Annotated in this window: 14 protein-coding genes and 1 tRNA gene; 12 read left to right on the forward strand and 3 right to left on the reverse strand. The window is 68.9% G+C overall.

Going from position 1 to position 18,282, the window contains the following annotated elements; all coding sequences use genetic code 11:
- Positions 1–2 precede the first annotated feature (2 nt).
- The 5 genes from cyoB (at position 3) to OU996_RS18870 (ending at position 4,158) form a co-directional block, all read left to right on the forward strand.
- Positions 3–2,012: a cytochrome o ubiquinol oxidase subunit I gene (gene cyoB, locus OU996_RS18850; protein WP_267583124.1), complete on the forward strand. Its 2,010-nt coding sequence runs from the start codon at positions 3–5 to the stop codon at positions 2,010–2,012.
- Positions 2,012–2,635, forward strand: coding sequence for a cytochrome o ubiquinol oxidase subunit III (gene cyoC / locus OU996_RS18855; protein WP_267583125.1), 624 nt, complete (start codon positions 2,012–2,014; stop codon positions 2,633–2,635). The genes cyoB and cyoC overlap by 1 nt, the downstream gene beginning before the upstream one ends.
- Positions 2,613–3,032 carry a cytochrome o ubiquinol oxidase subunit IV gene (gene cyoD / locus OU996_RS18860; protein ID WP_267585758.1) on the forward strand — a complete coding sequence of 140 codons (420 nt, stop codon included), beginning with the start codon at positions 2,613–2,615 and terminating at the stop codon, positions 3,030–3,032. Before cyoC ends, cyoD begins: the two co-directional genes overlap by 23 nt.
- Positions 3,029–3,787 (forward strand): SURF1 family protein, encoded by a 759-nt coding sequence (locus OU996_RS18865; protein WP_420712652.1) that lies wholly within the window; start codon positions 3,029–3,031, stop codon positions 3,785–3,787. Before cyoD ends, OU996_RS18865 begins: the two co-directional genes overlap by 4 nt.
- Positions 3,788–3,915: 128 nt before the next feature.
- Positions 3,916–4,158, forward strand: coding sequence for a hypothetical protein (locus tag OU996_RS18870; RefSeq protein ID WP_267583126.1), 243 nt, complete (start codon positions 3,916–3,918; stop codon positions 4,156–4,158).
- Positions 4,159–4,398: 240 nt separating this feature from the next.
- Here OU996_RS18870 and OU996_RS18875 read toward each other — a convergent pair.
- A tRNA-Gln gene (locus tag OU996_RS18875) sits at positions 4,399–4,472 on the reverse strand.
- 470 nt (positions 4,473–4,942) lie between these two features.
- Between OU996_RS18875 and OU996_RS18880 the strand changes: the two genes are divergently transcribed.
- Entirely contained in the window at positions 4,943–5,146 is a 204-nt protein-coding gene (locus OU996_RS18880; RefSeq protein ID WP_267583127.1) for a DUF1127 domain-containing protein, read from the forward strand.
- Here OU996_RS18880 and pbpC read toward each other — a convergent pair.
- Both pbpC and OU996_RS18890 read right to left on the reverse strand, forming a co-directional pair.
- Positions 5,133–7,265, reverse strand: a complete 2,133-nt coding sequence (gene pbpC, locus OU996_RS18885) for a penicillin-binding protein 1C (protein ID WP_267583128.1) — start codon at positions 7,263–7,265, stop codon at positions 5,133–5,135. The genes OU996_RS18880 and pbpC overlap by 14 nt on opposite strands.
- Positions 7,265–12,607, reverse strand: coding sequence for an alpha-2-macroglobulin family protein (locus tag OU996_RS18890; RefSeq protein WP_420712777.1), 5,343 nt, complete (start codon positions 12,605–12,607; stop codon positions 7,265–7,267). Before OU996_RS18890 ends, pbpC begins: the two co-directional genes overlap by 1 nt.
- Positions 12,608–12,931: 324 nt before the next feature.
- On the opposite strand from OU996_RS18890, the gene OU996_RS18895 reads away from it, so the two are divergent.
- From OU996_RS18895 to OU996_RS18920, 6 genes are all read left to right on the forward strand, one after another.
- Positions 12,932–13,213, forward strand: coding sequence for an acyl carrier protein (locus OU996_RS18895; RefSeq protein ID WP_163074070.1), 282 nt, complete (start codon positions 12,932–12,934; stop codon positions 13,211–13,213).
- Between the two features lie 34 nt (positions 13,214–13,247).
- A complete protein-coding gene (locus tag OU996_RS18900; protein WP_267583129.1) occupies positions 13,248–13,760 on the forward strand; it encodes a 3-hydroxyacyl-ACP dehydratase FabZ family protein in 513 nt (170 codons plus the stop codon).
- On the forward strand, positions 13,753–14,937 hold the full coding sequence (locus tag OU996_RS18905) for a beta-ketoacyl-ACP synthase (protein WP_267583130.1): 1,185 nt from the start codon (positions 13,753–13,755) through the stop codon (positions 14,935–14,937). Before OU996_RS18900 ends, OU996_RS18905 begins: the two co-directional genes overlap by 8 nt.
- 39 nt (positions 14,938–14,976) lie before the next feature.
- Positions 14,977–16,257 (forward strand): beta-ketoacyl-ACP synthase, encoded by a 1,281-nt coding sequence (locus OU996_RS18910; protein WP_267583131.1) that lies wholly within the window; start codon positions 14,977–14,979, stop codon positions 16,255–16,257.
- 144 nt (positions 16,258–16,401) lie between these two features.
- A complete protein-coding gene (locus OU996_RS18915; protein WP_267583132.1) occupies positions 16,402–17,154 on the forward strand; it encodes an SDR family NAD(P)-dependent oxidoreductase in 753 nt (250 codons plus the stop codon).
- Between the two features lie 105 nt (positions 17,155–17,259).
- Entirely contained in the window at positions 17,260–18,282 is a 1,023-nt protein-coding gene (locus OU996_RS18920) for a zinc-binding dehydrogenase (RefSeq protein ID WP_267583133.1), read from the forward strand.

The raw sequence follows: 18,282 nt of genomic DNA on the forward strand, positions 1-18,282 counted from the left end.
CCATGACCCAGTCTCCGCTTATCGAGCCCAATTTCCTCCTGGGGCGCCTGAACCTTCAGGCGATCCCCTATCACGAGCCGATTCTGGTCGTGACCTTCATCGTGGTGGCCATTGGCGGCCTCGCGGTGCTGGGCGCGCTGACCTATTTCCGGCTGTGGGGCTATCTCTGGAAGGAGTGGTTCACCAGCGTGGACCACAAGAAGATCGGCATCATGTACATGGTGCTGGGCATCATCATGCTGCTGCGCGGCTTCGCCGACGCCATCATGATGCGCCTCCAGCAGGCGCTAGCTTTCGGCGGTTCGGAAGGCTACCTGCCCGCCCACCATTACGACCAGGTCTTCACCGCCCATGGCGTGATCATGATCTTCTTCGTGGCCATGCCCATGGTCACGGGCTTCATGAACTATGTCGTGCCGCTGCAGATCGGCGCGCGTGACGTGTCCTTCCCCTTCCTGAACAATTTCTCGTTCTGGATGACGGTGTCGGGCGCGGTGCTGGTGATGACCTCACTGTTCGTCGGCGAGTTCGCGCAGACCGGCTGGCTCGCCTATCCCCCGCTGTCGGGCATCGGCTACAGCCCCTATGTCGGCGTGGATTATTACATCTGGGCGCTGCAGATCGCCGGCGTCGGCACAACCTTGTCGGGCATCAACCTCATCTGCACCATCGTGAAGATGCGCTGCCCCGGCATGACCATGATGAAGATGCCGATCTTCACCTGGACCTCGCTGTGCACCAACGTGCTGATCGTCGCCACCTTCCCGGTGCTGACCGCCGTTCTCGCGCTGCTCTCGGCCGACCGCTACATCGGCACCAACTTCTTCACGTCCGATCTCGGCGGCAACCCGATGATGTACGTGAACCTGATCTGGATCTGGGGCCACCCGGAGGTCTACATCCTGATCCTGCCGGCCTTCGGCATCTTCTCGGAGGTCACCTCGGCCTTCTCCGGCAAGCGGCTGTTCGGCTACACCTCGATGGTCTACGCCACCATCGTCATCACCATCCTGTCCTACCTGGTGTGGCTGCACCACTTCTTCACGATGGGCTCGGGCGCCAGCGTGAACTCCTTCTTCGGCATCACCACGATGATCATCTCGATCCCCACGGGCGCGAAGATGTTCAACTGGCTGTTCACGATGTACCGCGGCCGCATCCGCTTCGAGCTGCCGATGATGTACACCATCGCCTTCATGCTGATCTTCGTGATCGGCGGCATGACGGGCGTGCTGCTGGCGGTGCCGCCGGCCGACTTCGTGCTGCACAACTCGCTGTTCCTGATCGCGCATTTCCACAACGTCATTATCGGCGGCGTGCTGTTCGGCCTGTTCGCCGGCATCGCCTTCTGGTGGCCCAAGGCGTTCGGCTTCCGGCTGGCGCCGTTCTGGGGCAAGGTGTCGTTCTGGTTCTGGGTGGTGGGCTTCTTCTTCGCCTTCATGCCGCTCTATGTGCTCGGCCTGATGGGCGTGACCCGCCGCCTGCGCGTCTTCGACGACCCGTCGCTGCACATCTGGTTCATCATCGCGGCCTTCGGCGCCTTCCTCATCGCCTGCGGCATCGGCTCCTTCCTGCTGCAGATCGCCGTCTCGATCTGGAAGCGCGAAGAACTGCGCGACACCACGGGCGACCCGTGGAACGCGCGCACGCTGGAATGGGCGACCTCCTCGCCCCCGCCGGCCTACAACTTCGCCTTCACCCCCGTGGTGCATGACCTCGACGCGTGGTGGGACATGAAGCAGCGCGGCTATGTGCGCCCGCTGACCGGCTTCAAGCCGATCCACATGCCCCGCTATACCGGCACCGGCCCGATCCTCGCCGGTATCAGCTACGTGCTCGGTTTCGCGCTGATCTGGTACATCTGGTGGCTCGCGGCGCTGGCCTTCGTGGCGCTGCTCGGCACCGCCATCCACCACACCTTCAACTACAACCGCGACTTCGACATTCCCGCTGACGAGGTCACCCGTACCGAGGACGAGCGCACCCGGCTGCTCGGCGCGCAGGCGAAGTGATGAGCACGGCAACCACCACGACCGACACGCCCGTCTTCTACGAGGTCGACGAGCACCCGCACCCGGAAGGCCACAGCACCGCGCTGGGCTTCTGGATCTATCTGATGAGCGACTGTCTCATCTTCGCCGTGCTGTTCGCGGTCTTCGCGGTGCTCGGCGGCAATTACGCGGCGGGCCCCGGCCCGCGCGACCTGTTCGACCTCAACCTCGTCGCGCTCAACACCGCGATGCTGCTGTTCTCCTCCATCACCTATGGCTTCGCCATGCTGACGATGGAGAAGAACCGGGTGCAGGCGACGCTGCTCTGGCTGGTGGTGACGCTGGCCTTCGGCTTCGCCTTCCTCGGCATCGAGCTTTATGAGTTCCACCACCTGATCGAAGAGGGCGCGACGCCCCAGCGCAGCGCCTTCCTGTCGGCCTTCTTCATCCTGGTCGGCACGCACGGCCTGCACGTCACCTTCGGCAGCCTCTGGCTGATCACGCTGATGGTGCAGGTCACCAAGCACGGCCTGATCCCGGCCAATAAGCGCCGGCTGATGTGCCTGTCGATGTTCTGGCACTTTCTGGACGTCATCTGGATCGGCGTCTTCACCTTCGTCTATCTCATGGGAGTTCTGCGATGAGCGCGACGACCCCCTCCCCGCTCATCACGGCGACGCGCACGGCCACGGCCACGATGACCACGCTGAAGGCAGCCACGGCTCGCTGCGCAGCTATGTCACCGGCTTCGTGCTGTCGGTCATCCTCACCGCCATCCCGTTCTGGCTGGTGATGAGCGGCGTGCTCGGCAGCGCGGCGCTGACCGGCTTCGTCATCATGGGCTTCGCGGTGGTGCAGATCGTGGTCCACATGATCTACTTCCTGCACATGGACTTCCGCATCGAGGGCGGCTGGAGCATGCTCTCGCTGCTGTTCACCCTGATCGTCGTGGTGATCATGCTCTCCGGCTCGGTGTGGGTGATGTACCACCTCAACACCAACATGATGCCGGGCATGCACGACATGAGGAAGATGCCGTGAGCGAGTCTCGGGTGCCCCACGGGGCGCCCGAGGACGACCCGGATAGGGATGGGGCGCCGCTGGCGCCTCATCGCTCCCGCCTTGCACATATCGGCCTGATCGTCCTCCTCATCGGCCTGACTGGCGGCTTCACCGGCCTCGGGATCTGGCAGGTCCAGCGCTTGTTCTGGAAGCTCGACCTGATCGCCCAGGTGGACGCCCGCATCCACGCCGCCCCCGTCCCCGCGCCGGCCACAGCCTCCCCGAACGACGCCTATCGCCGGGTCCGGGTTGAGGGCGAATTCCTCAATGATCGCGAGACCTTGGTGCAGGCCGTCACCGAGCTCGGCGGCGGCTTCTGGGTGCTCACGCCGCTGGTGATGGCGGACGGGCGGACCGTGCTGGTCAATCGCGGCTTCGTCCCGCCCGAGCGCCGCGAGCCCGCGAGTCGATCAGCCGGGCAGATCGGCGGCACGACGCAAGTCATTGGTCTGCTTCGTCTTTCCGAACCCGGCGGCGGTTTCCTGCGCCGCAATGACCCGGCGGGCGACCGCTGGTACTCGCGCGATGTCGCCGCGATCGCGCAGGCCCGCCAACTCGTTGATGCCGCGCCCTATTTCGTCGATGCCGAGGCGACACCGGGCCCGGAGGGCGCGCCCGTCGGCGGCCTCACCGTGGTGCGCTTCACCAACAACCACCTAGTCTACGCCCTCACCTGGTTCGGCCTCGCCCTCATGAGCCTCGCCGCCGCCCTCTGGCTCCGGCGCCGCCGTTAAATACCCTGTTTTCAACGACTTACGTCGGACACGAAAAAACGATGAGCGGGGACGCGTGGCGCATCTTGCCGCGCCGAGTCCCCTGCCTACATCTGCCCCGGGCCGCAAATGACCCTGTGGAGTGTATGATGTCGTCGCGTTTCGTCCGTTTCGATCCGGAAACCGTCGCCCTGCTGAGCCGCTGCATGACGCGCGCCGAAAGCGAGGCCGGTACGTTCGGCCCGCAGGACGATTCGCAGGACCGCCGCACCCGCCTCGCCGCCGCGCTGATCGAGGCCGCCAGCCAGGGCGAGAAGGACGAGGAGCGGCTGGTCGACTTCGCTCTGCGCGTCCTGCCCGCCTATCGCGGCAGTGCCTTCATGCGGATGTGACGCAGGCGAGGCGGGCATTGTCCAGCGCCGGGACTATGAGGTAGGCTCGTGCCATGATCGCCCTGCTTGATTTCGGCATCGACCCGCGCCTGATCTACGGCGCGATTTGGCTTGTCGCCATGATCGGCATGAGCGTCGTGGTGCTGTTCGGCTTCGGCGACTAGACGCACGCCGCCGCAGCAAAACCAACGCTGCGCGCCGCGGGCGCAGCTAGTCGCTTGATATCTCTGGAGCTTGGAGTGGCTGGGGGACCTGGATTCGAACCAGGACTAACGGAGTCAGAGTCCGCAGTTCTACCGTTAAACTATCCCCCACCGAAGCGCCTTGGTGCGCTTTTCGGGGCCGGGCCGGTGAAACCCGCATCGGCGGGAAACGTGGCTCGGCGGCAGTGGCGCGGTCTATAGCGCCTCCTGCGGGCTCGGTCTACCCCCCTTTCGCCGCCGCCGTCACGCTTTCCACTGCTGAGCGCAAGATCACCGTCTGCTCCCCCATTCCATCATTCCTCGGCTGGGAGCACCGAAAAGGCCCCGCGCCTGAGGCATGACTGAAAAGCAGGCGCAGGATGCGCATTGCGCATAGGAGCAGCGTGCAAAGGTATTATTGAACCTTAATCGGGTCGTTTAGCCACCCCTCTCCCCTCCGAGGCCGAAAAGCCTTGCCGAAAGCTTGCGCCTATCCATGCGTGAACCTCAGTGCTGTCATGCAGCATAATGACTTTTGCGGCGCACCAATCGGTCTATATTCCCTGGCATACAGAATGCCTTGAGAGACATGGAGAGCTCAGATGAGCACTTTTTCGCTGACCCACCGCACCACCCCGGATTTCTCGCGCTTCTTCGAAGGCGTCGCTGCTTTCTTCGAGGCCGTCGGTGAAGGCCGCCGCATCGCCCAGCGCTATGAGAACCTGTCGCGCCTGTCCGACGCCGCTCTCGCCAGCCGTGGCCTGACCCGCGCCGACATCGCCCGCGTCGCCGTCAACGGCCGCTGAGACGACCGGCCGGAAGGCTTGAGGCCTCCTCCGGCCCGCGAATGCGCAGAATGACGCTGTCGGAAGCTCCCACAGCGTCCATGACGGTGAGACGGACGAATCCCGAGCCCGCCGGCTGCCAGAAATAGGTCGCCGCGCCCGCTGGTCCGCCTCCCGCGAGAACCGCCGGCACACCGTCGATCAGCACGGTGAGCCCGCCACTGCCGCCGCTGACCTTCAGCGGCAACGCCTCCCCCTCCCCGCGCTCAAGCCAGGCGCCGTCGGGCGGGAAGGCGATCCTTGGACCCTCTGCTGATGCCAGCTGCCCCGCGTTCCGGCCGAAATGCCGGAGCGGCGGCGGCAGCTCTGCGTTTCGCGCGACGATGGCCCCGCGTGGCGCGCCCCGCAGCGGCGCGGGCTGGCTCACCAGCCGGGAGAAGGCCTCGAAAAGGATCGGCGCCGCCGCCTCGCGGCCGATCATGCCGGGCACGGGCTGACCGTCCGGCCGCCCGACCCAGACGGCGATGGTGCGCCGCCCGTCAAACCCCACCGCCCAGGCGTCGCGATAGCCATAGGATGTGCCGGTCTTGAAGGCGATGCGCCCGGCCCGCTCATTCTTAGGCGCGGGCGTGCCGGCGAGCGCGTCGGCGAGATACCAGGCGGCCACCTCGCTCATCAGCCGCGGCGCCTCGCCCGCCCCCGTCACACCCTCGTCCAGCCGCGCGCGCAGATGGTGCGGCGCGCCGCCATTGGCGACGCCGGCATAGAGCCCGGCCAGCGCCTCAAGGCTCATGCCGACACCACCGAGCCCGACCGCGAGGCCCGCCACCTCGCCCGCCGGCAGATGCAGGCCGAAGCCGACCGAGCCGAGCCGGGCGGCGAGCCGCTGCGGCCCCACCGCTTCCAGCAGCACGACAGCCGGCACGTTGAGCGAAAGCTGCAGCGCCTGGCGCACCGGCACCGTACCCTGATAGTCGCGGTCAAAATTGCGCGGCCGGTAGGCGCCGAAGCGCACCGGCCGGTCCTCGATCAGCGTATCGGGATGGGCAACACCATCCTCGAAGGCGAGGCCGTAGATGAAGGGCTTCAGCGTCGAGCCGGGCGAGCGTATGGCGCGGGTGAGGTCCACCGCGCCCGCGCGGCCCGCATCGAGCGGATCGCCGCCCGACACGTGCGCCAGCACCTCGCCGCTCGCATTGTCCACCATCACCAGCGCCAGCGAGACTTTGGGACCGAGCGTGCGCAGCCGCTCGCCGGCCAGTTCCTCCAGCCGCGCCTGCGTCGGCGCGTCGATGGCGAGGCGATGGCGCGCCTGGGCGGACCGCTCGGCGCGTGCCGCCTCCGCCGCATGAGCGGCGAGCATGGGCATCGCCTGCCGCTGCGCGGCGATCGGCGCGCGCTGGGCGAAGGCGATCTCGGCCGCGCCGTAAAGGCCCGTCTCCTCCAGCCGCGCCAGCACCTGCGCGCGCGCCCGCTCGGCGCCGGCGGCGTTGCGGTCCGGCCGACGGGCTTCCGGCGCCTGCGGCAGCGCGACCAGAAGCGCGGCCTCGGCCAGCGTCAGCCGGCGCGGCTCCTTGCCGAAATAGGCGAGGCTCGCCGCGCGCACGCCCTCGATATTGCCACCGAACGGCGCGAGGGCGAGATAGAGCGCGAGGATCTCGCGCTTCGACAGCCGCGCTTCCAGCTCGATAGCGCGACGCATCTGGCGGAACTTGGCGGCAAGGCTGCGCTCGGTGCGCGGCTCCATCAGCCGGGCGACCTGCATGGTCAGCGTCGAGCCGCCGGAAACGATGCGCCCGCCGAGCAGCATCTGCCCGGCGGCGCGGATGAGCGCCAGCGGATCGACGCCGACATGCTGGTAGAAGCGCCGGTCCTCATAGGCGACGAGCATGTCGAGATAGCGCCGGTCGACATCCCCCGCCTGCGCTGCAAGCCGCCAGCGCCCGTCAGGCAGCGCGAAGGGGCGCAAGAGCCGCCCCTCGCGGTCCAGCACTTCCACCGAGGTCGCGATGCTGGACACCGGAAGCGCCGCCGCCCGCACGCCGACCACCCAGGCATAGGTGCCGCCCGACAGCAGTATCCCGCCGAGCAGGGCAATGCCCGCCCCGCGCGCCAGCCGACGTCGGACGGCGCACCTCATCACCGTGCCGCCCCCGTCACCTCGACCTTGCCGGGCTCGGTGCGGGCATAGCGGCCCGGCCGATACATGTCCTCGACGATGGCCGGCGGGTGGGCGTAGCTGCCGGGCGAGACGGCGCGCACGATGTACGCGACGCGCAGGCTCTGCGGCTCCTCCCCCTGCTGCGTCAGGTCGAAGGCGGCGGCGAAGAAGGCGTCGCGGAACTCAGTATGGGCGGGTTCCGAGGTCTCGCCGATCCAAGCGAGCGCGCCGGTGTCGGCACCCACGGCGAGGGCCGGATTGTCGATCTCGAAGCCGGCCGGCAGGTAATCCACCAGCAGCACATGGCTCGGCGCCGCCTCATCCTCGCTCGCTTCCAGCACCACGACGAGCCGGGTGTTCTGCGCCACCTTGGCCGGGTCCACCGGCGTGCCGTCCAGCGTGAAATAGCTGCGGGTGAGCGCGAAACCCTCGGCGGAGGCGGGCTCGGGGGTCGCGGGCGGCCCGTCGATGGACACCGCGACATCGAGCGGCGCCGTGCCGCGATTGGTCAGCTTGATCGGCGTCGCCAGCTCCGCCGGGGTGAGCGTGCGCTCATAGATGCCGCTGGTGAGGCGTCCATCGACCTCCACCGCCAACCCCTTGCCCTCGCGCGCGGCACGGGCGGCGAGCAGCAGCCAGGCGTCTTCCTGCGTGGAGGTCGGCCCGGCATCGACGAAGGCGGTGGCGAGCCGGGACCGCGCGGTGCGCGCCGTGCCGGTGAAGCCAGCTTCCGAAGCCAGCGTCGCCACGCCCGCCGCGTCGCGCAGGATCGAGCCGAAATCGGCCCGCCCGGAGGTCAGCGTCTCCGGCGCGTCCGGCAGCAGTTCCAGCGCCGCGCCGAACACCCGCTCGGCGCGTGTCTTGTCGCCGAGCATGGCGAGCGCCGCCCCGAGTTGGCCGCGCGCCAGCGGGCTCTGCACATCCTCGAGCTTGGCATCCGCGACATAGCGCAGATCGCCCAGCGGGGCGCGGCCATTGCGGGCGAGCACATAGATGGCATAGGCGGTGCCGTCATCGGTCGCGCCCTCGCTGGCATAGGCCACCGCGTTGCGCAGCCGGTCGAGCGCCATGGTGAAGGGCTGGTCCGGCACCGCGTGGCCCTTTTCGCGGGCGCGGGTGAGGAAGTCGCTGACATAGGCGTCGAGCCAGAGATCGTTGCCACCGGCGCTCCACAGGCCGAAGGAACCGTCCGAGCCCTGCCGGGCGATCAGCCGGGCGATGGCGTCGCGGATGGTTTCCGCCGGATCCTTCAGCCGGAACCGCTCGGCCGTGCCGAAATCGCTGAGATAGAGCAGCGGCAGGGCGCGGCTGGTGAGCTGTTCGGAGCAGGCGAAGGGGTAGCGGTCGAGCGCACCGAGAAGAGCGGGCACATCCAGCGCCGGGTCGGGCCCGGCGAAGACGGTGACGCCGCCCGTGCCGGGCACGAGATCGGCGACGAGGTCGCGGCTCAGCGTCAGCGAGGCGCCGGGCGCGATGGCCTCCACCGTCCGGCGCGAGATCGCCGGATAGGCCGGGCGCACATTCAGCCGGTAGTCGCGGGTGATGCTGAGGCCGCCGGGGCCAGAGAGGCGCAGCGAGAGCTTCGCCTCGCCAATGCCGGTGCCGTTCAGCGCGACATTGAACGCCTGCCGCGCGCCCTTGGCGAGCGGGATGGTCTTCGGCGCGCTCGGCACGGCGATCGAGCCTTCCGTCACCACATCGAGCGCATAGTCGCCGGCCTCGCCATCGACATTGGCCAAGGCGAGATTGAGCGTCGAGCGGTCGCCTGCGGCGAGGAAGCGCGGCAGCGTCGCGGTGAGCACCACGGGATCGCGGATGATGACATCAGCCGAGGCGTGGCCGACGGCGGCCGCGGACCACGCCACCGCCATGAGCCGGCCGGTGCCGTCAAAGGGCGGAATGGCGAAGTCGATGGTGCCGCGCCCTTCCGCGTCCAGCTTCACCGGGCCGGAGAACAAAGCGAGCGGCGGCTGCGTCGGCGGCTCGGCCTGCAGCCCGCCATCCATCGCATCGCCACCGGCGCGCAGACGGCCGCGCGAACCGAGCATGCCGTCGATCAGCTGGCCGTAGAAGTCGCGCACCTCGGTGCCGAGCGCGCGCTGGCCGAGATAGAAGCCGTCCGGGTCGGGCGTCTCGAAGCGCGTAAGGTTGAGAATGCCGACATCCACCAGCGCCAGCGTGACGAAGGCTTCGCCTTTCCCGGCCCCGGCGATGGTGACGGGAACCGAGAGCGTCGTCTCCGGCCGCACCAGCGTGGGGGCGTCGAGCTTCACCTCCAGCCGGCGCGCCGACTGGTCGACGCCGAACCAGGCAAGGCCGATGGCCCGGCCGGGATTGCGGCCCGCCGCCGCATCGAGCGGGCGGTGCAGGAAAGCGAGCGCATAGGCACCCGGTCCCCAGCCCGCCGCGACGGGGAAGTCGACCGTGCTGGCGCCGGCCGGCACGTCCAGCGTCTTCGTGGCGAACACGCCGTCGCCGACGATCAGCACCGTGGCGGAGCCGGCATGGCGGCTGGCGAGGTCCACCTTGAGCGTCTCGCCGGCGGCGTACTGCTTCTTGTCGAGGCTGACCTCCAGCCGGTCCGGTGCGTCAGCGGTCGCCCCGCCGCCCCAGCCGGCCTCGAAGGGCACGGCGGTGACGAGGCTGCCATCGCTCACTTCCAGACGGTAGCGGCCCCAGCCGACCGGCACGTCGAGCCGCGCCGGCGCGCTGCCGAGATCGAGCTTGCCATCGGCCACCTTGGCGACCGACTGCACCGGCTCGAAATCCCAACTGCCGCCGAGGCGATACCATTGATAGCGGGTCTCGATGCGGTAGAGCGCCCAGCTCGCGCCGGGTTTCGCCACAGAGGCGCCCGCCGCATCAAACGCCTGCACCTCGAAGCTCGCATTGGCGTTCTCGCCCGGCCCGCTCGGCCCGAAAAGCGGCTTCACGCCCAGGGCCAACGGCGCCGGCTCGACCGGAATCACCAGCGAGCGGCGCACCGCGCGCCCGCCGCCTTCCTCAAGGCTGACGAAGATTTCCGCCTCCAGCGGACGGGCGGTCGGCGGCAGCGTCGGCAGCAGGGCAGAGAGCCGCGCCTTACCGGCGGCATCGGTGGTGGCAAGGTCCGGCAGCGCCGCGCGCACCGGGGCGAAGCCGTCATCGGGGCGGCCGAACTGCCAGCCCGGCAGGTTCGGGCGCTCCTTGGCGACGCGCACCTCGATCTCGCCGGCGACCTCAAGCCCGGCGGCCGGCGGACCGAACAGCCAGCGCCCGCTGGCGTCCACCGTCACCGGCGTCTTCGGCGCGATCCGGGTCGTGGTGCTGGAGAGGTCGAGCGCGAGGCGCTCGGGCACATAGTCCTCGAGCAGGAACGTCGTCTCGCCCACGGGCTTGCCGCGCGGGTCGACATAGGCCTCGATCCGCCACACCCCGGTCATCGCGCCGCTCATCAGCGGGAAGGCGACCGCGCGCCCGCCAGCGCCGGCATCCTCGGCGACGACACGGCGCTCCTCGACCCCATCGGGCCGCTTGAGCATGAGCGTCAGCGGCACGCCAGCCACCGCCTCCACCTGCGGGTTACGCAGCAGCGCGGTGAGATGCACCTCCTCGCCGGAACGGTAAACGCCGCGCTCGGTGGTGAGGAAGGCGTCCATCTTGTCCGGCGCCGCCCGGCCGCCGACGCCGCGATCGGTGAGGTCGAAGGCCTGATCCTCCAGCGACAGGAAGGCGTAATCGCCATCCTTGGCGCGGGCGACGAGCACGGCGGGGGCGAAACCATCCGTGCCCCGCATCACGCCGGGCGCGAAGGCGGCGCCGCCGGTGGCGTCGGTGGTCGCGGTCGCCAGCACCTCGTTCGACTTGGCGAGAAGGCGCAGCTCGACATCGGCCAGCGGCTGGGCGGTGCCGAGCGCGCGCACCATCACGGTGAGCCCGGTGGACCCCGACAGCGCGGTCATGCCGAGATCGGAGACGACGAACCACTGCGTCGCCCGCGTGCCCCATTCGTCGCTCGGGTCGGCGGCGGAACCGGCCGGGCGGGCGGCGAGCACATAGACGCCGGGTGCCAGCGTCGGCGCGGCCTCGTCCACCGGGAAGGCGGTGGTGACATCCTCATTGAGTGGCGACGCGGTCTCCAGCTCGCCCTTGAAGACGAGTTCGGCACGGCCGGATTTCAGCCGCTCCAGATCATAGCCCGCGAGATCGCGGCGGAACTCGCCGTCAATGGCGGTGGGAATCAGGCTGCGGTCGCCGATGCGATACAGCTCGACGCCGACGAGGGAGGTGTTGACGCTGACCAGCGGAATGCCGCGCGGGCCGGTGCGCGGGAGCACATAGTTGCGCCCGGTGAAGCGCACGCCCGGCTTGCGGTCGCGCACATAGATGGTGAGGTCGGCGGCGGCGGCCAGCGGCTCGCTCGCGATGCTGGAAGGCAGGCCCTGGCGCAGGCCGACATCATAGCTCTCGCCATGCTTCAGGCCCTCGACGCAGAGCTGGCTGTCCGCGAAGGACACCGCCGGCTTGTCGACCACGCCCTGCGGGCCCTTCAGCGTGACATAGGCGGCATAGTCGGTGGCCTTCGCCAGCGGCTCGGAGAACTGCACGCAGATGCGCGGGCTCGCCGCGTCCGAATCGACGCTGTAGTCGAGCATGCGGAAGCCGCGTTCGGCGCGCAGCTTGTCGTAGAAGGCGCGCTGATCGGGAACATTCGCGTAGGTCAGCGCGAGGGTGAGCGTGTCGAGCGCCGCGCGCCAGAGCTGGCGCTGGTCATAGAGATGGCCGATGGCGAACAGCGCGTCCGCCTGCTGGGCACGGGTCGTGGCGTTGCGATAAGCGAGGAACGCCGCGCCCTGCGCCCGCTCCAGGAACACGTCGCCGCTTTCATCGTCATTCGGCTTGATGCGGGCCAGCGCGCGAGAGAGCCGCAGCCAGGCACCGGAATCGGTCCCGGCAGCGCGGGCGAGCTGACCGTAAATATCGGTCGCGGTGCGCGCATCGCCCGCCGCCAGCGCGGCATCGGCATCCTTGCGCAGCTGCGCGGCGGGCTTGGGCAGCGGCCCGCGCTCGCGGTCGAGCAGCGCCTGGAGCCGGCGCGCCGCCTCGACCAAATCCTGCCGGGTGAAGGTCTTGGGCAGCGCGTCCTGCACAGCGGCGGCGGCCGCGGCCGTGGCGGAGGGTTTGCCGGTCTGCGCGGCGGGCTTGGCCGGAGAGGTGGCTGCCGGCTTGGCCGCGGGGAGAGCGTTCTGCGCCGCGGCCGGCGCGAGCATCAGCGCCAGAACCAGCGACGACGCGGCGACGGCGCGCCCGAGAGAGGAAAAAGCCAACCGCACGCCACCCATAGCACCACCTCGAAAGATCCCGCCCCGGCGGGTGACGTCACGATAGGCCGAAATCCGCGTCCGGGCCATGACGTCGGCCATTCGTTGGCCCCTCGCCGCGCCCCCGTCCACCGACGCGAGGCAGTCCGGGACGGAACCTTCGCGCGCGGCGCGGCGGGCGCGGATGTCACACAGCCGAGGATTGCCGCGCCGCTGCCATTGAATAGCCGTCCGCGCTTAGGTATACGGGCCGACATCCATTTGGGGGCCTGCCGTCACAGCCGTGCCGGGAGACGCTCCGATTCAACCGTGGCCGGACGCGGCCGCCGAGACCAGAGGCTTTCCATGTCGACCACGTTCGAGACCGTCGCCAACATCATCGCCGAGACGTGCGACATCCCGCGCGAGAACATCACGCCGGAGAGCCACGCCATCGACGATCTCGGCATCGACAGCCTGGACTTCCTCGACATCGCCTTCGCCATCGACAAGGCGTTCGGCATCAAGCTCCCGCTCGAGAGCTGGACGCAGGAAGTCAACGAAGGCAAGGCGACGACCGAGCAGTATTTCGTGCTCAAGAACCTGTGCGCGCGCATCGACGAACTGATCGCCGCCAAGACCGCCTGATGGCGGCATCGCGACGTAGGGGCAGGACGGTGTAATGCGGCTCGAATATTTTCAGATGATCGACAAGGTGCTGAACCTCGACCTCGAGGCCCGCACCCTGAAGACGGCGAATATCGTGCCGGATGAAAGCCCGATCTTCGAGGGGCACTTCCCCGGTCACCCGCTTCTGCCGGGTGTCCTGCTGTTCGAGATCATGGCGCAGAGCTGCGGCATGCTGCTGCTACGCCTGCACAATTACGACCGCATGGCGTTCCTCGCCTCCGTCGACAAGGGCAAGCTGCGGACCTTCGTCACGCCCGGCCAGGTCATCGAGGTGGACGCGCGCATGGAGCATGACGGCTCCGGCTTCGCCCGCCTCAAGGCCGAGGGTCGCGTCGAGGGCAAGCTCGTCTGCAACGCCGACATTACGCTGAAGACCATGCCGTTCCCGGCTCCGGAGCTGCGCGGTTACCTTCTTACTACAGCCGAGCGCATCGGCATGCCGATGGAGCCGCCGGCCGCCGCCGGCGCTGCCGCGGCGTGCTCAGGAACTCTCTCGCATGTCTAATCGTCGTGACGTCTGGATCACCGGCATCGGGCTCGTCTCGTCGCTGGGTGAAGGGCTGGAAGCGCACTGGCAGGCCCTGTCGGCCACGCCGAAGCCCGTTACCGACGAGGGCACCTTCCTGCCCTACGTCGTGCATCCGCTGGCGAAGATCGACTTCGACAAGCAGATCCCCAAGCGCGGCGACCAGCGCCAGATGGAGCCGTGGCAGCGCATCGGCACCTATGCGGCCGGTCTCGCCCTCGCTTCCGCCGGCATCGCCGGCAACAAGGACATTCTCTCCACCACCGACATGGTGGTGGCGGCGGGCGGCGGCGAGCGCGACCAGTCGGTCGACGGCGCCATCCTCACCGACATCGAGAAGCAGCCCAAGCCGGACGTGTTCCTGAACGAACAGCTTCAGTCGAACCTGCGCCCGACCCTGTTCCTCGCCCAGCTCTCCAATCTGCTGGCCGGCAACATCTCCATCGTCCACGGCGTCACCGGCTCCTCGCGCACCTTCATGGGCGAGGAAAGCTCGGGCACCGACGCGGTGCGCATCGGTTGGTCGCGCATTGCCGCCGGCACGAGCGAGATCGCGCTGGTGGGCGGCGCCTATAATGCCGAGCGGCGCGACATGCTGCTGCTCTTCGCCCTGAAGCGCCTCGCCATGCACGCCCCCTGGGCGCCGGTGCTGGCCGATCCCAAGGGCGTGCCGACCGGCTCGGCCGGTGCCTTCCTGGTGCTGGAATCGCCCGAGCACGCCACGGCGCGCGGGGCCAAGCCGATCGCCAAGCTCTCCGGCGTCTGGTCCGAGCGCGCGCGCCGCAACGATCCCGCGGCCGTCGAGGCGGTACTTGAACAGCTCGTCACCGCTGCCAAGGGCCCGGATGCCACCGGCACCGCGATCCTCTCCGCCGCCTCCGGCGCGCCGGAGCCGACCCGCGCCGAAGTGGCCGTCCTCGCCCGCAGCGGCCTGCCGGTGCGCTCGGTGACCGACCGCGTCGGCCACGGGCTGGAAGCACAGATGCCGGTCGCGCTCGCCCTGGCGAGCCTTGCGGTTTCGGAAGGGCAGCTCTTCGCCCCGCTGCCCGGCGAAACGCTTGAAAAGCCTTTCGATGGACCGCTCTCCCGTGCCATCGTTACCGCAGTGGGGCATTGGCGTGGGGAAGGCGTGGCGCTCGTGGAGCGCGTCGACTGATTCCCGTTTGCGGAAGCTGAGGCTTCGCAGGAGCAGAATATGGCGTCCTATACCGACAAGGCCGGCCGGCCGATCGTCGTCGTTACCGGCATGGGCCTGGTCACGTCGCTCGGTCAGGGCAAGACGGACAACTGGGCGAAGCTCACGGCCGGCAAGTCCGGCATTCATCGCATCACCCGCTTCCCGCTTGATGCGCTGAGAACCACCATCGCCGGCACGGTCGATTACCTCCCCGAGAGCGGGCGCACCGCGCCGGACCTCTCCGAGGAGCTGGCCCAGCTCGCGGCGGAAGAAGCGATCAGCGAATCGGGGATCGGCTCGAAGGGCGACTTCCCCGGCCCGCTGTTCTGCGCCGTGCCGCCGATCGAGCTGGAATGGCCGCAGCGCCGCATCCTCGCGCAGGAAGCCGCCGCCAACGGGCCGATCTCCTATGACGACCTGCTGCGCGCCGCCGAGGCCAATGGCCACGACGCCTGGCATGAGCGCTTCCTCTATGGCTCGATCGCCGATCACCTCGCGGACCGTTTCGGCACGCGCGGCCAGCCGATCTCGCTGTCCACCGCCTGCGCCTCCGGCAACACCTCGATCCAGCTCGCGGTCGAGGCGATCCGCCGTGGCGACTGCGACGCGGCGCTGTCCATCGCCACCGACGGCTCGGTGACCGCCGAGGCGCTGATCCGCTTCTCGCTGCTCTCCGCCCTGTCGACCAATAACGAGGTGCCGGAAGCCGCCTCCCGCCCCTTCGCCAAGAACCGCGACGGCTTCATCATCGCCGAGGGCGCGGGCGCCCTGGTGATGGAGAGCATGGAAAGCGCGGTCGCGCGCGGGGCCAAGATCCTCGGCGTGATCGAGGGCGTCGGCGAGATGGCCGACAGCTTCCACCGCACCCGCTCCTCGCCGGACGCCAAGCCGGTCATCGGCTGCATGCGCAACGCGCTGGCCGACGCGGGCGTCGCCCCGGAAGAGATCGACTACATCAACGCCCATGGCACCTCCACGCCCGAGAACGACCGCATGGAGTTCACCGGCATGACCGCCGTGTTCGGCGAGCGGCTGGCGAGCATTCCGCTGTCGTCCAACAAGTCGATGATCGGCCACACCCTGACCGCCGCCGGCGCCATCGAGGCGGTGATCTCGCTGCTCACCATCCAGAACGGCCGCATCCCGCCGACCATCAATTACGAGCTGCCGGACCCGGCCATTCCGCTCGACGTGGTGCCGAATGTCGCGCGCGATGCGCAGGTGAACCGCATCATGTCGAACTCCTTCGGTTTCGGCGGGCAGAATGTCTGCCTGATCATGAAGGGCTCGCCGGCGTGATCCACGCGCCGGCGTCGCCGACCGCGCGCTGAAGAGGCGACGCGGGAGGGGACGGCGCCGGCGACACCGGCTTTGGCTTCCACCCTCACCCGGCCCGACGGGCCGGCCTCTCCCATGGGGGAGAGCAGACGACAGGCACCCAGCATGACCCAGCGTGTTCTCGTCACCGGCGGCGGGCGCGGCGTCGGCGCGGCCATCGTGCGCGCCGCGGCGCTCGCCGGCTTTCACGTCGTCTTCACCGTCCGCACCGCCGCGGCGGAAGCCGAGGCGCTGATCGCCGATATCAAGGCCGAGAAGCCGGACGCCTCGCTCGAGGTGCGCGCGCTCGACCTCGCCGACAAGGACGCGGTCGAGGCCTTCGCCGCGCAGGTGGCGGAGGAGCCGGCCTATTTCGGCTTCGTCCATAATGCCGGCATGAGCTACGACACGCTGGCGGCGATGGTCGACCAGGCGAAGGCCGAGCAGCTCATGCAGGTCAATTACTGGTCCTTCGTGCGCATCGCCGGCGCGCTCATCCGGCCGATGACCCGCGCCCGCGCCGGGCGCATTGTCGCCATCGGCTCGATCGCGGCGGATGTCGCCAATGCCGGCAACGCCATCTATGCCGGCTCCAAGGCCGCGCTCGCCGGCTATTGCCGCACGCTGGCCATCGAGACGGCGCGGCGCGGCGTCACCGTGAACGTCGTCGCCCCCGGCTTCGTCGACACGGCGATGCTGGCGCCCTACGCTGCCTACCGCGCCAATGTCGAGAAGCAGATTCCGGCCGGGCGCTTCGCGGCGCCCGGAGATGTGGGGGCCGTGGTCGGCTTCCTGCTCTCACCCGGTGCCGCCTATGTGACCGGCGCGACCCTCCCGGTGGATGGCGGCCTCACCGCCGCACTAGCCATCCAGCGCTGATTTCGTTATCCAGCCTCGTCTTTCCGCGGGCGGCCCGCGCGGCACCTCTGGCTTTTCCGGCCAGCAGGGCCGATGTGAGCCGCCGGCGCTGCCTCGGAGTGTTTCATGCGCGCGCTGCAACTGGTTTCCGACCGTGAACTCAAGCTCGTCGACCTGCCGGAGCCGGACGCTCCGGCGCCGGGCGAGGTTCAGGTCGCCGTCAAGGCGCTGGCGCTGAACCATATCGACGTCTGGGGCTGGCGCGGCATGGCCTTCGCCAAGCGCAAGATGCCGCTGGTCGTCGGCGCCGAGGCGGTGGGCGAAGTCGTCGAAACCGGCGAGGGCGTGACCCGCTTCAAGAAGGGCTCGAAGGTCGCCATGTACGGCGCCCTCACCTGCGGCCAGTGCCGCATGTGCAAGGCGGGCCGCGACAATCTCTGCGAGGAAGTCGCCGGCGTCATGGGCTTCCATGTCGACGGCTTCGCCCGCGACACGCTGAACATCAAGGACCGGCTCTGCGTGCCGATCCCGGACGGCATCTCCTGGGTCGACGCGGCGACCGCGCCCGTCACCTTCTCCACCGTCGAGCACATGCTGTTCGACAATGCCAGGCTCGAACCCGGCGAGACCGTGCTGGTGCACGCCGCCGGCTCCGGCATCGGCACGGTGGCGATCCGCATGGCCAAGGAAATCGGCTGCACCGTCATCACCACGGCGGGCGATGACGAGAAGTGCTCCAAGGCGGTGGCGCTCGGCGCCGACCACGTCATCAACTACAAGACCGAGCGCTTCGAGCACGAAGTCCGCAAGATCACCAAGAAGAAGGGCGTGGACGTCGTCTTCGAGCATGTCGGCGCCGAGACCTGGAACGGCTCGCTGCTCTCCATGCGGCCGGGCGCGCGCCTCGTCACCTGCGGCTCGACCTCGGGCGTCTCGGTGAACATGAACCTGATGCAGCTCTTCCAGCGCCAGTACCGCATCATCGGCTCCTTCGGCGCGCCGATCCGCGCCATTGCCGACGGTCTGAAGCGGATGGAGCGCGGCGTGCTGCCGGTCATCGATTCGCAGTACCCGCTGGAGCAGTTCGGCGCCGGGCTGGAGCGGCTGGAAACCCGCCGGGTCTTCGGCAAGGTGGTCATCACCTTCTGA

The sequence above is a fragment of the Ancylobacter sp. SL191 genome, assembly GCF_026625645.1.
In the GTDB taxonomy this organism is placed as follows: domain Bacteria; phylum Pseudomonadota; class Alphaproteobacteria; order Rhizobiales; family Xanthobacteraceae; genus Ancylobacter.

Bases quoted from the DNA above. Each gene is read 5' to 3' on its own strand.
- cyoB (WP_267583124.1), top strand. From the start codon at position 3: ATGACCCAGTCTCCGCTTATCGAGCCCAATTTCCTCCTGGGGCGCCTG.
- OU996_RS18880 (WP_267583127.1), top strand. From the start codon at position 4,943: ATGAGCACTTTTTCGCTGACCCACCGCACCACCCCGGATTTCTCGCGC.
- OU996_RS18900 (WP_267583129.1), top strand. From the start codon at position 13,248: ATGCGGCTCGAATATTTTCAGATGATCGACAAGGTGCTGAACCTCGAC.
- OU996_RS18905 (WP_267583130.1), top strand. From the start codon at position 13,753: ATGTCTAATCGTCGTGACGTCTGGATCACCGGCATCGGGCTCGTCTCG.
- OU996_RS18870 (WP_267583126.1), top strand. From the start codon at position 3,916: ATGTCGTCGCGTTTCGTCCGTTTCGATCCGGAAACCGTCGCCCTGCTG.
- OU996_RS18920 (WP_267583133.1), top strand. From the start codon at position 17,260: ATGCGCGCGCTGCAACTGGTTTCCGACCGTGAACTCAAGCTCGTCGAC.
- pbpC (WP_267583128.1), bottom strand. From the start codon at position 7,265: ATGAGGTGCGCCGTCCGACGTCGGCTGGCGCGCGGGGCGGGCATTGCC.
- OU996_RS18915 (WP_267583132.1), top strand. From the start codon at position 16,402: ATGACCCAGCGTGTTCTCGTCACCGGCGGCGGGCGCGGCGTCGGCGCG.
- OU996_RS18890 (WP_420712777.1), bottom strand. From the start codon at position 12,607: ATGGGTGGCGTGCGGTTGGCTTTTTCCTCTCTCGGGCGCGCCGTCGCC.
- OU996_RS18895 (WP_163074070.1), top strand. From the start codon at position 12,932: ATGTCGACCACGTTCGAGACCGTCGCCAACATCATCGCCGAGACGTGC.
- OU996_RS18910 (WP_267583131.1), top strand. From the start codon at position 14,977: ATGGCGTCCTATACCGACAAGGCCGGCCGGCCGATCGTCGTCGTTACC.
- cyoC (WP_267583125.1), top strand. From the start codon at position 2,012: ATGAGCACGGCAACCACCACGACCGACACGCCCGTCTTCTACGAGGTC.